This window comes from Streptomyces sp. NPDC043427, assembly GCF_056436655.1.
Window position 1 is genome coordinate 604,687 of the sequence record NZ_JBWKCC010000002.1, and the last position, 14,817, is coordinate 619,503.

12 protein-coding genes and 1 riboswitch are annotated in these 14,817 nt (G+C 71.2%); of the genes, 3 read left to right on the forward strand and 9 right to left on the reverse strand.

All coding sequences use genetic code 11. The annotated features are described in order from the left end of the window. Positions 1-32: 32 nt before the first annotated feature. Positions 33-1,484, reverse strand: coding sequence for a glycine hydroxymethyltransferase (locus tag AC067M_RS06670; protein ID WP_478696005.1), 1,452 nt, complete (start codon positions 1,482-1,484; stop codon positions 33-35). A 45-nt stretch (positions 1,485-1,529) separates the two neighbouring features. Continuing rightward, positions 1,530-1,619: riboswitch (ZMP/ZTP riboswitch) on the reverse strand. 213 nt (positions 1,620-1,832) lie between these two features. On the opposite strand from AC067M_RS06670, the gene rocD reads away from it, so the two are divergent. Continuing rightward, positions 1,833-3,038, forward strand: a complete 1,206-nt coding sequence (gene rocD, locus AC067M_RS06675; protein ID WP_478695869.1) for an ornithine--oxo-acid transaminase — start codon at positions 1,833-1,835, stop codon at positions 3,036-3,038. Here the strand turns inward: rocD and AC067M_RS06680 are convergent. Together AC067M_RS06680 and AC067M_RS06685 are read right to left on the reverse strand one after the other, a co-directional pair. Beyond that, complete coding sequence (locus AC067M_RS06680) at positions 3,035-4,222, reverse strand: glutathionylspermidine synthase family protein (protein WP_478695870.1); 1,188 nt, start codon at positions 4,220-4,222, stop codon at positions 3,035-3,037. The two genes, rocD and AC067M_RS06680, sit on opposite strands and share 4 nt — an antisense overlap. An 18-nt stretch (positions 4,223-4,240) precedes the next feature. After that, positions 4,241-4,597: a hypothetical protein gene (locus AC067M_RS06685; protein ID WP_478695871.1), complete on the reverse strand. Its 357-nt coding sequence runs from the start codon at positions 4,595-4,597 to the stop codon at positions 4,241-4,243. Between the two features lie 126 nt (positions 4,598-4,723). On the opposite strand from AC067M_RS06685, the gene AC067M_RS06690 reads away from it, so the two are divergent. Beyond that, a complete protein-coding gene (locus AC067M_RS06690; RefSeq protein ID WP_478696006.1) occupies positions 4,724-5,572 on the forward strand; it encodes a hypothetical protein in 849 nt (282 codons plus the stop codon). A gap of 34 nt (positions 5,573-5,606) precedes the next feature. Here AC067M_RS06690 and pdxR read toward each other — a convergent pair whose 3' ends face one another. Further along, positions 5,607-7,025, reverse strand: a complete 1,419-nt coding sequence (gene pdxR, locus AC067M_RS06695; protein ID WP_478695872.1) for a MocR-like pyridoxine biosynthesis transcription factor PdxR — start codon at positions 7,023-7,025, stop codon at positions 5,607-5,609. Positions 7,026-7,072: 47 nt separating this feature from the next. Between pdxR and AC067M_RS06700 the strand changes: the two genes are divergently transcribed. Next, a complete protein-coding gene (locus AC067M_RS06700; RefSeq protein WP_478695873.1) occupies positions 7,073-7,582 on the forward strand; it encodes a carboxymuconolactone decarboxylase family protein in 510 nt (169 codons plus the stop codon). Between the two features lie 9 nt (positions 7,583-7,591). On the opposite strand, the gene AC067M_RS06705 is transcribed toward AC067M_RS06700, so the two are convergent. The 5 genes from AC067M_RS06705 to AC067M_RS06725 all read right to left on the reverse strand — a co-directional run bounded on the left by AC067M_RS06705 (position 7,592) and on the right by AC067M_RS06725 (position 14,781). Continuing rightward, a complete protein-coding gene (locus AC067M_RS06705; RefSeq protein ID WP_478695874.1) occupies positions 7,592-8,557 on the reverse strand; it encodes an ABC transporter substrate-binding protein in 966 nt (321 codons plus the stop codon). A gap of 1 nt (position 8,558) precedes the next feature. Further along, positions 8,559-10,505 carry an ABC transporter permease gene (locus tag AC067M_RS06710; RefSeq protein WP_478695875.1) on the reverse strand — a complete coding sequence of 649 codons (1,947 nt, stop codon included), beginning with the start codon at positions 10,503-10,505 and terminating at the stop codon, positions 8,559-8,561. After that, positions 10,505-11,587, reverse strand: a complete 1,083-nt coding sequence (locus tag AC067M_RS06715) for a quaternary amine ABC transporter ATP-binding protein (RefSeq protein WP_478695876.1) — start codon at positions 11,585-11,587, stop codon at positions 10,505-10,507. Before AC067M_RS06715 ends, AC067M_RS06710 begins: the two co-directional genes overlap by 1 nt. Further along, positions 11,587-13,116, reverse strand: coding sequence for a GMC family oxidoreductase (locus tag AC067M_RS06720; protein ID WP_478695877.1), 1,530 nt, complete (start codon positions 13,114-13,116; stop codon positions 11,587-11,589). Before AC067M_RS06720 ends, AC067M_RS06715 begins: the two co-directional genes overlap by 1 nt. Positions 13,117-13,254: 138 nt before the next feature. Beyond that, the gene (locus AC067M_RS06725; RefSeq protein ID WP_478695878.1) at positions 13,255-14,781 is read right to left on the reverse strand and encodes an aldehyde dehydrogenase family protein; all 1,527 of its coding nucleotides are present in this window, start codon (positions 14,779-14,781) and stop codon (positions 13,255-13,257) included. Between the last annotated feature and the right edge of the window lie 36 nt (positions 14,782-14,817).

Genomic DNA, 14,817 nt, shown 5'->3' on the forward strand with positions numbered 1-14,817 from the left:
CCGGTCTTTGACAACTCAACAGAGGGCGTGTGTCAGCCCAGGTCGATCTCCGGGTAGAGCGGGAAGCCGGCGACGAGGTCGGTGGCCCGGCGGGAGATCTCGTCCGCGATCTTCGGGTCGAGGACGTGCTGCGCCTTGGAGGGGGCTCCCTTGGAGGTGGTGCCGGGCTCCGTGGTGGTGAGGACGCGGTCGATGAGGCCGGCGACCTCGTCCATCTCGGCCGTGCCCAGGCCACGCGTGGTGAGGGCCGGGGTGCCGATGCGGATGCCGGAGGTGTACCAGGCGCCGTTGGGGTCGGCGGGGATGGCGTTGCGGTTGGTGACGATGCCGGAGTCAAGGAGGGCTGCCTCGGCCTGGCGGCCGGTGAGGCCGTAGGAGGACGCCACGTCGATCAGGTTGAGGTGGTTGTCCGTGCCGCCGGTGACCAGGGTCGCGCCCCGGCGCATCAAGCCCTCGGCCAGCGCCCGGGAGTTGTCGACGATGCGCTGGGCGTAGTCCTGGAAGGACGGCTGGCGGGCCTCCGCGAGGGCGACGGCCTTCGCGGCCATGACGTGCGGGAGAGGGCCGCCGAGGACCATCGGGCAGCCGCGGTCGACCTGGTCCTTGAGGGAGTCGTCGCACAGGACCATGCCGCCGCGGGGCCCACGCAGGGACTTGTGGGTGGTGGTCGTGACGATCTGGGCATGCGGGACCGGGTCGAAGTCGCCGGTGAGCACCTTGCCGGCGACCAGGCCCGCGAAGTGGGCCATGTCGACCATGAGGGTCGCGCCGACCTCGTCGGCGATCTCCCGCATGATCCGGAAGTTCACCAGACGGGGGTACGCCGAGTAGCCCGCGACGATGATCAGGGGCTTGAACTCGCGGGCGCTGGCGCGCAGGGCCTCGTAGTCGATCAGGCCCGTGGCCGGGTCGGTGCCGTAGGAGCGCTGGTCGAACATCTTGCCGGAGATGTTCGGGCGGAAGCCGTGGGTGAGGTGGCCGCCGGCGTCGAGGGACATGCCGAGCATGCGCTGGTTGCCGAAGGCCTGGCGGAGCTCGGCCCAGTCGGCCTCGGTGAGGTCGTTGACCTGGCGAGCGCCGGTCTTCTCCAGGAAGGGGGCCTCGACACGGTCGGCGAGGACGGCCCAGAAGGCGACGAGGTTGGCGTCGATGCCGGAGTGCGGCTGGACGTAGGCGTGGCGGGCGCCGAAGAGCTCGCGGGCGTGCTCGGCGGCGAGGGCCTCGACGGTGTCCACGTTGCGACAGCCGGCGTAGAAGCGGCGGCCGACGGTGCCCTCGGCGTACTTGTCGCTGAACCAGTTGCCCATCGCGAGGAGCGTCGCCGGGGAGGCGTAGTTCTCGGACGCGATCAACTTGAGCATCTCGCGCTGGTCGGTGACCTCCTGGCCGATCGCGTCGGCGACGCGCGGCTCGACGGCGCGGATCACGTCGAGGGCGGCGCGGAAGGCCGTGGACTCGGTGGAGAGGGGCTGCTGCTCTGACATGTCGTCGGCCTCCGGGCGGCGTGGCGTGAAAGCGGTCACGATTCTCGGTCTGGCCCAGGCGCACGGCACTCGGTCACTCGTGGGCCGCTCCCCGATGGTCCGTCCCATCCTTGCGCGCCAGTCACGGCCCGTCGATCAGCCTACCGGGCGCCGAACGTCGAAGGTCCCGCGTCCACCATGCGAGCGGGTGACGATTCCTCTCACTGCGGAAGCCCGATGCAGGGAGATTCCCTTCTGCGGCTCGTGGGCGGCAGGGAGGGCTCACACATCCGCCTCCCGCGCTGGGCGGGGACTCACACCGCCGGGGTGCTGCGCGTGAGAAGATCACCCTTGCCATTTGGAGGTCCCGTGACCACGACGGATGCGCTCATCGCCGCCGCTGACGCGCACAGCGCGCACACCTACCATCCGCTGCCGGTGGTCGTCGCCACCGCCGACGGTGCCTGGATGACTGATGTGGAGGGGCGGCGGTATCTGGACCTGCTGGCCGGCTACTCGGCGCTGAACTTCGGGCACGGCAACCGGCGGCTGATCGAGGCGGCGAAGGCCCAGCTGGAGCGGGTGACGCTGACCTCCCGGGCCTTCCACCACGACCGGTTCGCCGCGTTCTGCGCCGAGCTCGCCGAGCTGTGCGGCATGGAGATGGTGCTGCCGATGAACACCGGCACGGAAGCGGTGGAGACGGCCGTGAAGACGGTCCGGAAGTGGGGGTACCGGGTCAAGGGGGTGCCCGCGGAGATGGCGAAGATCGTCGTCGCGGGCAACAACTTCCACGGGCGTACCACGACCGTCATCAGCTTCTCCACGGATCCCGAGGCGCGGGCGGACTACGGGCCCTACACACCGGGCTTCGAGATCGTGCCGTACGGCGACCTGACCGCGATGCGCGCTGCGATGACGGAGAACACCGTGGCCGTGCTGCTCGAGCCGATCCAGGGCGAGGCCGGTGTGCTGGTGCCACCGGCCGGTTATCTGCCGGCGGTGCGGGCGCTGACGCGGGAGCGGAACGTGCTGTTCGTCGCGGATGAGATCCAGTCGGGGCTGGGGCGGACGGGGCGCACCTTCGCATGCGAGCACGAGGGGGTCGTGCCCGACATGTATGTGCTGGGGAAGGCGCTGGGCGGCGGGATCGTGCCGGTGTCGGCGGTGGTGTCCAGCGCGGAGGTGCTCGGGGTGTTCCGGCCCGGGGAACACGGGTCGACGTTCGGGGGGAATCCGTTGGCCTGTGCGGTGGCGTTGGAGGTGATCGCGATGTTGCGGTCTGGGGAGTACCAGGCGCGGGCAGGGGAGCTCGGGGAACGGATGCTGGGGGAGCTGAAGGCGCTGGCCGGGACCGGGAGGCTGACGGCGGTGCGGGGGCGGGGCTTGTGGGCGGGGGTCGATGTCGCGCCGGAGTACGGCAGCGGGCGTGAGGTGTCGGAAAGGCTGATGGATCGGGGGGTGCTGGTGAAGGACACGCGCGGGCCGACGATCAGGATCGTGCCGCCCCTCATCATCAGTGAAAGGGATCTGGAGTGGGGGCTGGGCCAGATCGGGGAGGTACTGACCGTCTAGAGGATCACGTGGGGCAGGAAGCGGGCGTACTCGTCCGTCACCAGACCCGACGACTCGCGGATGCCCAGGCCCGCCGACTCGTTCTCCACCACCCAGGCGCCCAGGACCACGTGGTTGCCGTCGTAAGTGGGCAGGGGGGCCAGTTGCTGGTAACAGCAAGGCTCGTCGGTGCGTAGTACGGGGTCCGCGCCCGGCTCGTGGATCGTCACGCCCGCGCCCTCGCGGCCCAGCAAGGGCTTGGCCACGTACCCCCTCTCGGTGGCCAGCTCGCGGGGGCCGTCCAGGTAGGCGGGGAGGAGGTTGGGGTGGTCGGGGTAGAGCTCCCAGAGGATGGCCAGGAGAGCCTTGTTGCTGAGGAGCATCTTCCAGGCTGGTTCGATCCACAGGGTGCTGCCCGTGCCGCCGCCGTTGTCGAGGGTGTCGAGGACGTGGTCGGCGAAGCGGTCGGTGGTGAGCCACTCCCAGGGGTAGAGCTTGAAGCAACTGCGGATGAAGCGCAGTCGGTTGTCGACGAAGCGGCGGGAGAGGCGTTCCCACCCGATGTCCTCCATGGGGATCCAGGCGGTGTCCAGGCCGGCCTGTTCGGCGGTCTCCTTCAGGTAGGCGACCGTCATCAGGTCCTCGCCGAGTTCGTCGGCCGTGGAGTGCGCGAAGTAGAGCGGGCTGCCCGGCGGGAGGAGGGCGGCCTGCCGTCGCCAGGCGTCGACGAGGCGTTCGTGGAGGGAGTTCCACTGGTCGGCGCCGGGGAAGCGGTCCTCCATCCAGAACCACTGCGGTGAGGCAGCCTCGACCAGGGAGGTCGGGGTGTCGGCGTTGTACTCCAGGAGTTTGGCGGGGCCCGTGCCGTCGTAGCGGAGGTCGAAACGGCCGTAGACGGAGGGGAGTTCGGCGCGGCGGCGCCAGGCCTCGGCGACCGCTGCGGCGAGACGCGGGTCGGTGATGCCGAGGTCGGCGAAACGGTCGGCGGTGACGATGTGGTCGGCGGCCGCCAGGCACATCCGGTGCAGTTCCTCGACGACCTCCTCCAGCGCCTCGACCTCGTCGAGGGTGAAGACGTAGTACGCGCTCTCGTCCCAGTAGGGCCGCAGCACGCCGTCGGGGTGGCGGGTGAGCGGGTAGACCAGGCCCTGCTCCTCGACGGTCTGCTGCCAGTCGGGGCGCGGCTCTATGGTGCGGCGTTCCACGTGTGGTGTTCCTACGGCTCAGCCGCCGCCGCTGCCCGAGCCGGAGCAGCCGAAGCCGCCGCGGTCCACGGCCTCGCTGCGGCTGAAGGTGCCGTCGTCGGCACGGCCCCTGCTGACGTCGGCGTCGTAGTACCAGGCGCCGTCGGTCTTCCTGCCGCCCTTGCCCGTCTTGCCTGTCTTGCCCGAGGACGACGAGGAGCCGGACTTGCAGTTCTTGTCGGCGACGACCTTGTAGCCGTAGACGGAGTCGTAGTTGTCCCGGTCCACGCAGCGGCGGTCGGGGTCCGATCCGCAGGCCGTCAGAGTCGCCGCGACGACTCCCATGCCGCCCAGTACGACCGTGCTGGAGCGCAGTCGCCTCCGTGATTCCGCCATGTCCCCGTCTCCCCGTTGTCTCCCCGTTCAAGGTTTTCCGGCCGTCAGCCTAGAGATCGGTGAGAGAGCGTGCGCATCGGCCCCCGCAGTTGCGCCCGCCTCTAGAGTCCCTTTGTGCTGTTTGGAATGGTGTGCGCGCTTGGTGCGGCGGTCTGCTTCGGTACGGCGACGGTGTTGCAGGCGATCGCCGCGCGCGCGGCGGCCGGTGGGGGTGGCGGGGAGGCGGCGCTGCTGCTGCGGGCGCTTGGGCAGTGGCGGTATCTGGCGGGGCTCGCACTGGACGGGTTCGGGTTCCTGTGGCAGATCGCCGCGCTCAGGTCCATCCCGATCTACGCCGTGGGGGCCGCGCTCGCCTCCAGTCTCGCGGTGACCGCGGTGGCCGCGGCGCGGTTGCTGCGGGTGCGGCTGAGCCGGGTCGAGTGGGGCGCCGTGGCGGTGGTGTGTGCGGGGCTGGGGATGCTGGGTTTCGCGTCGGGCACGGAGGGCGAGGAGGCGGGGCCTGACTGGTTGTCGTACGCGATGCTCGGCGCGGCGGTCGGTGTGCTGTTGTTGGGCCTGGTGGGCGGGCGGCTGCCGGAGCGGGGGCGGGCGCTGGTGCTGGGGCTGGGGTCGGGGTTCGGGTTCGGGGTGGTGGAGGTGGCGGTCCGGCTCATAGACGATCTCGATCCGGGGGCGTTGTTCAGCAATCCGGCGACGTATGCGCTGCTGTTGGGTGGTGGGGCGGCGTTTCTGTTGCTGACCTCGGCGTTGCAGCGGGGGTCGGTGACGGCGGCGACGGCGGGGATGGTGATCGGGGAGACGGTCGGGCCCGCGGTGGTGGGGGTGGTGTGGCTGGGGGATCGTACGAGGGAGGGGCTGGCGTGGCTGGCGGTGGTGGGTTTTGTGGTGGCTGTGGTGGGGGCGTTGGGGTTGGCGCGGTTCGGGGAGGTGGGCTCCGGTGAGGAGGCCGAGGAACGTGCGGGTGCGTTGAAGTGACGGGCCCTGCCTGGGGACTGACTGTCCGGCGCCTTCACGGCAGCGCCCTGCACAGCGCCTCCAGCGTTCCCGACCAGGCGTGCTCCGGTGGCGTCCCGTAGCCGACGACGAGGGCGTCCATCGGCTGGGCCTCGGCGGTGGGGTGACGGTAGCGGGAGAGGCCGTGCAGGGCCAGGCCCTGCCAGGCGGCCGCGCGGACGACGGACTCCTCGGTGCCGGGCGGGAGTTGGAGGACGGCGTGCAGGCCGGCGGCGATGCCGGTGGCGCGTACGTCCGGGGCGTGGGCGGCGAGCGCCTCGACCAGGGCGTCGCGGCGGGCCCGGTAGCGCTGGCGGGCGGAGCGGACGTGGCGGTCGTAGGCGCCGGAGGTGAGGAACTCGGCGAGGGTCAGCTGTTCCAGGACACCGGTGGACCAGGCGCCGCCGAGCCGGGTGACCTCCGGGGTGAGGTGGGGCGGCAGCACCAGCCAGCCCAGGCGCAGGCCCGGGGCGAGGGACTTGCTGGCGGTGCCCAGGTAGACGACGTGGTCGGGGTCGAGGTCCTGCACGGCCCCCACGGGCTGCCGGTCGTAGCGGAACTCCCCGTCGTAGTCGTCCTCCAGCACCAGTCCCCCGCTGCGCCGCGCCCACTCCACCACGGCGGCCCGCCGGTCGGACCGCAGGGCGACGCCCAGGGGGAACTGGTGGGCGGGGGTGAGGAGGGCGGCCGTGAAGCCGGTCAGGTCGTCCGTGCGCGTGCCGTGCGCGTCAAAGGGCAGCGGGACGGTTCGCAGGCCTGCGCGTTGCAGCAGGTTCCAGTGGTTGTCCAGGCCGTACGACTCGACGGCGAGCGTGTCGGCGCCGCCCGTGTGGAGGGCCTCGGCGAGGAGTCTCAGGCCGTGGGCGAAGCCGGAGCAGATGACGATGTGGTCGGGGTCGGCGCGGACACCGCGGGCGCGGGAGAGGTAGCCGGCGAGGGCGGTGCGCAGTTCGACGCGGCCGCGGGGGTCGCCGTAGTCGAGGGCGTCGTTCGGGGCGGCGGTGAGGGCGCGGCGGGCGGCCTTGAGCCACTGGGTGCGCGGGAAGGTCGAGACGTCGGGGCTGCCGGGGATCAGGCTGTACGGGAGGCGGCCGGGCTCGCGTCGCGGGCGTGCCGGGCGGTCCGGCGGGCGGGGTACCGCTCTCCCCCACTGCCTCAAGGGCGTGGGCGGTGCCCCCATGGCCACCCGGGTGCCGGAGCCCTGCCGGGCGGTGAGCCAGCCCTCGGCGACGAGGTCGGCGTAGGCCTCGGCGACCGTGTTGCGGGCGATGCCCAGGTCGGCCGCGAGGGAGCGGGAGGAGGGCAGCCGGGTGCCGGGGGCGAGACGGCCGGTGCGGACCGCCTCGCGCAGGGCGTCGGTCAGGCCGCGGCGCAGCCCGGGTCCCGCCGGTTGCAGGTGGAGGTCGATACCGAAAGTGGCCCATGCTCCGGACATGGAAATGGACCATACCCGCGGGCTGCTTCGCTCCTAGGGTCGAGGGCATGACGACGAGCGAGATCAACAGCACCGGAAACCCGTACGCCCCCGAGACCGCCCCCCGCCTCGCCTGGGCCGAGCTCGCGCCCGAGGTGTTCAAGAGCATGGTCCGGCTGGACGTGGCCGCCCGGAAGGGCCTCGACCCGACCCTGGCCGAGCTGGTCAAGGTCCGCGCCTCGCAGCTCAACCACTGCGCGTTCTGCCTCGACATGCACACAAAGGACGCGCTCGCGGCGGGCGAGAGCGTGGAGCGGATCATCCAGCTCTCCGCGTGGGAGGAGTCGCGGCACTTCTACACCGAGAGGGAGCTGGCCGCGCTGGAGCTGACCGAGGCGGTCACGGTCCTGACCGACGGATTCGTGGCCGACGAGGTGTACGAGAAGGCCGCCAAGCACTTCGACGAGACCGAACTCGCCCACCTCGTCGCCACGATCACCGTGATCAACGCGTGGAACCGCTTCGGGGTGACCTGCCGGCTGACGCCCGGCCACTACCAGCCGGGCGGGCACCGCTGAGCCTGACCGTCAGGACAGCCACTTCCGCCACGTCGACTCGTGGGTCTTGACCCACTTCTTCGCCGCGTCCTCCGGTGTCATCTTCTGGTCGGCGATCATCAGGGACACCTCGTTCTGGTCCTCGGTGGTCCACTTGAACTTCTTCAGCAGGGCCGCGGCCTTGCCGCCGTCCTTGGCGAAGTCCGTGTTGAGGTACTTCTGGAGCGGGGTGTGCGGGTAGGCGCAGGTGATCTTCGCCGGGTCCGCGTCGCAGCCCTCCTTGTAGGGGGGCAGCTTGACCTCGGTCATCGGGACCTTCTTGAACAGCCACTGCGGGGCGTACCAGTACGTCAGGAAGGGCTTCTTCTCCTTGGCGAACTGCCGCATCTGGGTGATCTGGGCGGCCTCGGAACCCGCGAAGACGACCTGGTAGTCCAGCTTCAGGTTCTTCACCAGCGCCTTGTCGTTGGTGACGTAGGACGGCGAACCGTCCAGGAGCTGGCCCTTGCTTCCGCTCTCCGGGGTGCGGAACAGCGAGGAGTACTTGTTGAGGTTCTTCCAGTTGGTGATGTCCGGGTGCTGCTTGGCCAGGTAGGTGGGGACGAACCAGCCGATGTGCCCGGTGACGCCGAGGCCGCCGCCCGGCGTGATGGTCTTCTTGTCCTTGACGTAGAGCTGTTCCTGGTCGGGGTGGCCCCAGTCCTCCATGATCGCGTCGACGCGGCCCTGGCTGAGCGCGTCCCAGGCGGGCACCTCGTCGACCTGGACGGTGTCGACGTGGTAGCCGAGTTCGTGCTCCAGGAGGTACTGGGCGACGGCCACGTTGGCCTGCGCCCCGACCCAGGACTGCACGGACAGGGTCACGGACTTCGACCCGTGCGCGTTGGCGAAGGGCGAGGCCTGCTTGGTCATGTCGGCGGCGCCGCAGCCGGTCAGCAGCAGGAGTGCCGACACGCCGGCCACACCGGCAGTCACCGATGTCGTACGAACTCGCATGTCAGGCTCCCTTCTTCACGCGGCGTTCCGTGGGCTGGGTCACCCGGTCGAGCATCAGGCCGAGGCAGACGATCGCGGCGCCGGCCACCAGACCGGTCGCGAGGTCGCCCTGTGCGAGGCCGAAGACGACGTCGTAGCCGAGCGCGCCTCCGCCGACCAGGCCGCCGATGATGACGACGGCGAGGACCAGGACCACGCCCTGGTTCACGGCGAGCAGCAGCGACTCGCGGGCGAGCGGGAGCTGCACCTGGCGCAGTTGCTGACCGCTGGTCGCGCCGAGCGAGCGGGCCGACTCGAGGGCGGCCGGGTCGACCTGGCGCAGGCCCTGGGTGGTGATGCGGACGACGGCGGGCAGCGCGTAGACCACGGCGGCGGCGACCGCCGGGGCGCGGCCGACGCCGAACAGGGCGACGACCGGGATCAGGTATACGAACTGCGGCATCGTCTGGAAGACGTCCAGGACGGGGCGCAGGGCGCGTTCGAAGCGGTCGCTGCGGGCGGCCGCGATGCCGGTCGCGAAGCCGATGACGAGGGTCACGGCGACGGCGGCGAGGACCTGGGAGAGGGTGTCCAGGGACGGCTGCCACACTCCGAGCACGCCGATCGCGGCCATGGCGAGGACGGCGGTGAGCGCGGTGCGCCAGGTGCCGATCAGCCAGGCCAGCGCGGCGACGACGAGCAGCACCGACCACCAGGGCAGCCACTGCAGGCCGCTGCGGATCGGGTCGAGGACCCAGGTGGTGAAGTGGCCGGCCCAGTCGGCTGTGCCGCCGATGTAGGGGACGCCCGAGTAGAGGTGGTCGGTCATCCAGTCGACGACGCGGTTGACCGGTTCGGCGATGGCGACCGTCCAGGAGTCGGGCCATTCCAGTCGGCCGAGCAGACGCCCGGCGAGGGCGACGGCGACGGTGCCGAGCAGCGCGTACAGCCAGTACGTGCGCGGGGTGCCGGAGTGGGTGTCGCCGGATGCTCCGGCGGCGCCGGTCACCCGGTCCAGGACGACCGCGAGGAGCACGATCGGGATGCCGGCCGCGAGGGCCGCGCCGACGTCGACGGAGGCCAGCGCCTGGTAGACGCGGTCACCGAGGCCGCCCGCGCCGATCACGGAGGCGATGACCACCATGGACAGCGCCATCATGATCGTCTGGTTGAGGCCGAGGAGAAGTTCCTTGCGGGCCAGCGGGATACGGGCGGTCAGCAGGCGCTGGCGCGCGGTGGCGCCGAGCGACTCGACGGCCTCCATGACCTGTGGGTCGGCGCAGCGCAGGCCGAGCGCGGTGAGCCGGGCCATGGGCGGGGCGGCGTAGACGACGGTGGCGAGGACGGCGGCGGGGACGCCGATGCCGAATACCAGGACGACCGGCAGGAGGTAGGCGAAGGCCGGCAGCACCTGCATGGTGTCCAGGACCGGGCGCAGGAGGCGGTCCATGCGGTCGGAGAGTCCGGCGGCGAGGCCCAGCAGGGAGCCGACGACGACGGACGCCAGGACCGCGACCACCATCAGGGCCAGTGTCTGCATGGTCGGCAGCCACATGCCGAGCAGACCGCAGGCGAGGAAGGCGGCCGCCGTGCCGGCGGCGAGCCGGAGGCCGGCCACGCGCCACGCGACGAGGGCGCCGATCGCCGTCACGCCGGCCCAGCCGACGGCCAGGAGGGTGAGGTACACGGCGCGTACGGCGATCACGACCACGTTGCTGATGTGGCCGAAGAAGTAGAGGAACAGCGGGTGGCTGTCGCGGTTGTCGATGATCCAGTCGCTGGTGCTGGTCAGCGGCTTGGTCAGGTCGACGGTGAGTTCCTGCGGCCAGGCGCCGCTCGCCCAGCGGGAGTTGGCGAGGGGGACGAGGATCGCCGCGGCGAGGGCGAGCAGCAGGAGCTTGCGGACGGCCCGGTGCTTGAGGATGCCCGGGAGGGCGACGCGCGGGGCGGACGTGGTGATCGTGGCCATCAGGCGGCCTCCTTGTACGTTCCCGTCCCGGCCACGACGCCGAGCAGGCGCTCGTGGTCGACGACGCCGATGCAGCGGCCGTTGTCGACCACGCAGGCGGCTCGGCCGCTCTGGGAGACGACCCGGATCGCGTCGGCGACGACGGTGTCGGGGGCGAGGGCGCCGGGGTGGTCGGGGCCGCCGCAGCCACCGGCGCGCATCGCCGAGCGGACGGTGATGACCTGGTCGCGCGGCACGTCCCGGACGAACTCGCGGACGTAGTCGTCGGCCGGGGAGCCGACGATCTCCTCCGGGGTGCCCAGCTGCACGACCTCGCCGTCGCGCATCAGCGCGATGCGGTCGCCCAGCTTCAGGGCCTCGTTCAGGTCGTGGGTGATGAAGACCATCGTGCGGCCCTCCTCGTGGTGCAGGCGGATGACCTCCTCCTGCATGTCCCGCCGGATCAGCGGGTCGAGCGCGCTGAACGGCTCGTCGAACAGCAGCACCTCGGGGTCGACCGCGAGGGCGCGGGCCAGGCCCACACGCTGCTGCTGACCGCCGGAGAGCTGGCCGGGCCTGCGCTGCTCCATGCCCTCCAGGCCGACCTTCTCCACGACCTCGGCGGCCTTCTCGCGGCGCTCGCCCTTGCCCATGCCCTGGATCTCCAGGCCGTAGGCCACGTTGTCGAGGACGGAGCGGTGCGGGAGCAGGCCGAAGTGCTGGAAGACCATCGCGGCGCGGTGGCGGCGCAGTTCGCGCAGCCGCGACTTGTCCATGGCGCGCACGTCCTCGCCGTCGATGGCGATCGTGCCGGCGGTGGGCTCGATCAGCCGGGTCAGACAGCGCACGAGCGTGGACTTGCCGGAGCCGGACAGGCCCATGACGACGAAGACCTCGCCCTTGCGGACGTCGAAGGAGACGTCCCGGACGGCGGCCGTGCAGCCGGTGCGCTCGCGCAGCTCGGCGGGCGGGAGGGAGACGAGTTCGGGGTCGGCGGGGATGTCGTCGGCCTTGGGGCCGAAGACCTTCCACAGGCCGTCCACCGAGAAGACGGTCTCGTCGGACGTGTCGTCGGTCGTCTTGCGTTCCATGGACGTGGTCATCACGCCTCACCTCCGATCAGGTCGACGGCCCGCTCTCCGACCATGAGTACGCCGATCATCGGGTTGACGGCGGTCATGGTCGGGAACACGGACGCGTCGGCGATCCGGATGCCCTGCAGGCCCCGGATCCTCAACTGGGGGTCGACGACGGCCTGTTCGTCGTCGGGCGCGCCCATACGACAGGTGCCCGCCGGGTGGTACACGGTGTGCGCGACCTTGCGCGCGTACTCGCTGAGCTCCTCGTCGCCCGTCACGTCCGGGCCGGGGGCGACCTCGCGCTTCAGCCAGCCGGCGAGCGGCTCGGCCTTGGCTATCTCACGGGCGATCCTGATGCCGTCGACGAGGGTGCGGCCGTCGTAGTCGTCCTCGTCGGTGAAGTAGCGGAAGTCGAGGGCGGGCTTCACGGACGGGTCGGCGCTGGTGAGGTACAGGCGGCCGCGGCTCTTCGGTTTGGGGATGTTCGGGGTCATCGAGACGCCGAACTCCGGGCGTTGGTAGCCGAGGCGCTCCGGGTTGTCCGTGAAGGGGATCTGGTAGAAGTGGAACATCAGGTCCGGGCCCGGCTGTTCGGGGTCGCGGCGCACGAAGAGGCCCGCGTCGGAGTCCATCGCGGAGTTCTCCGGGAGGGGGCCGTCGGTCTCCCACACGATCACCGACTCGGGGTGGTCGAGCAGGTTCTCGCCCACACCCGGCAGGTCGTGCGCGACGGGTATGCCGAGTGCTTCCAGGTCCGCCTTCGGGCCGATGCCGGAGTGCAGCAGCAGCCGGGGCGAGTCGACGGCGCCGGCGCACAGCACGACCTCGCGGCGAGCGGTCACGAGGAGTTCCTCGCCGTCCTTGGTGCGCACGTGGACGCCCCGCGCGTGGGTGCCGTCGAGGTCGAGCTTGTGGGCCCAGGTCTCCAGGAAGATGTGGAGGTTGTGCCGGTCGTCCATCACGGGGTGCAGGTAGGCGACCGATGCGCTGGAGCGCTTGTTGTTCTCGGGGTGGTAGGCGAGGTCGAAGAAGCCGACGCCCTCGGTGAACGGCTTCTGGTTGAAGCCGTCGATCCGCGGGACGCCGGTCGCCTTCTGCGCGGCGTCGACGAAGTCGCGGGCGATGGCGTTGCGGTCCTTCTCGTCGACGGGGACGATGTTGTTCTTCAGCCGCGCGTAGTACGCCTCCATCGGCACCGCGCCCCACCCCTTGGCGCCGGCCTGCTCCCACTCGTCCCAGTCGGAGGGCAGCGGCTTGAAGGCGATCAGGGTGTTGTGGGAGGAGCAACCGCCGAGGACGCGGGCGCGGCTGTGCCGGATGTGGGAGTTGCCGCGCGGCTGTTCGGTGGTCGGGTAGTCGTAGTCCAGTTCGCCGCCGAGCAGGCCCATCCAGCGGCGCAGGGTCAGGACGTCCTCGCGGTCGACGTCGCTGGGGCCGCCCTCGATGACGGCGACGGTGACGTCGGGGTTCTCGGTGAGGCGGGAGGCGATGACGGAGCCCGCTGTGCCGCCACCGATGACGACGTAGTCGTACTCGTGGGTTTTGTCGGGCATGGGGGTGGTACTCCAGGGATGCGGTGAGGGGGGTGAGCGGGGTGGTGAACCGGAGGTAGGCGGGACGGGGGTCGAGTCGAAACGGCGGTGAGAGGCAGCGGTGAGAGGCAGCCGGGGGTGGGTGTCGTGGGGAGGGGCTCAGCCCGCGAACCACCGCACCGGCTTCGGCGCGAGGTTCTGGTAGACGTGCTTGGTCTCGCGGTACTCGGCGAGTCCGGCGGGGCCCAGTTCGCGTCCCACGCCGCTCTTTCCGAAGCCGCCCCACTCCGCCTGCGGGAGGTAGGGGTGGAAGTCGTTGATCCAGATGGTGCCGTGACGCAGTCGGCCGGCCACGCGCCGGGCGCGTCCCGCGTCGGCGGTCCATACGCCGCCCGCGAGCCCGTACTCGGTGTCGTTGGCGAGCGCGATCGCCTCCTCCTCCGTACGGAAGGTCTCGACGGTGACGACCGGGCCGAAGACCTCCTCGCGGACGACCCGCATCTCGCGGTGGCAGTGGTCGAGGACGGTGGGCTCGTAGAAGTAGCCGGTGGCGGGCCGCTGGGCGGACGGTTCGGGGCGCCGGCCGCCGGAGCGCAGCACCGCGCCCTCGGACAGGGCGGACTCGACGTATGCCTCGACCTTGTCGCGCTGCTGCTCGGAGACGAGGGGGCCGCACTCGACGCCGTCCTCGGTGCCGCGGCCGAGGCGGATCTTCTCTGCCCTGCGGGCGAGTTCGGCGACGAAGCGTTCGCGGATGCTTTCCTCGACGATGAGGCGGGCACCGGCGGAGCAGACCTGGCCGCTGTGGATGAAGGCCGCGTTGAGGGCCTGGTCGACTGCGGTGTCGAAGCCCCCGTCGGTGGCGCAGGCGTCGGCGAAGACGACGTTGGGGTTCTTGCCGCCGAGTTCGAGGGCGACCTTCTTGACGGTGGGGGCGGCGGCCTGGGCGACCTTGGTGCCGCTGAGCAGGCCGCCGGTGAAGGAGACCAGGTCGACGTCGGGGTGCTCGGCGAGCCGGGCACCGACCGAATGGCCGGGCCCGGTCACGACGTTGGCGACCCCGGCGGGCAGCCCCGCCTCGAGCAGCAGGTCGATCAGGGCGACCGTCGTCAGCGGGGTGATCTCGCTCGGCTTGATCACGAAGGTGTTGCCCGCCGCGAGCGCGGGGGCGATCTTCCAACTGGCCTGGAGCAGCGGGTAGTTCCAGGGCGTGATCATCGCGCACACGCCGACGGGCTCGTGCACGACGACGCTGTGGACGTCGGTCGAGCCCGCGTCGACGACCCGGCCGGGGGCCTCGGCGGCGACGAGTTCGGCGAAGTAGCGGAAGGCGTCGGCGACACAGTCGATGTCGACGCGGCCCTCCTCGACGGTCTTGCCCGCGTCCCGGCTCTCCAGCAGGCCGAGCTGCTCGCGGTCGCGGGTGAGGAGGTCGGCCACGCGGCGCAGCACGGCGGCGCGTTCGCGGGCGGGCGTGCGCGGCCACACGCCCTGGCCACCGGCGAAGGCACTGTGGGCGGCCGCGACGGCCAGGTCGGTGTCCTTCTCGTCACCCTCGGCGACCACGGCGAACGTCAGCCCGTCCGCGGGGTCGAGGATCTCGCGCGTGGCGCCGGAGACGGCTTCACGCCACTCCCCACCCGCGTGGATGGTCTTCCGCGCCTGCTGCTGCGTACTGTCCGCCATGCTCGGTACTGCCTTCCGTTCCTGTTCAGCCCCCCT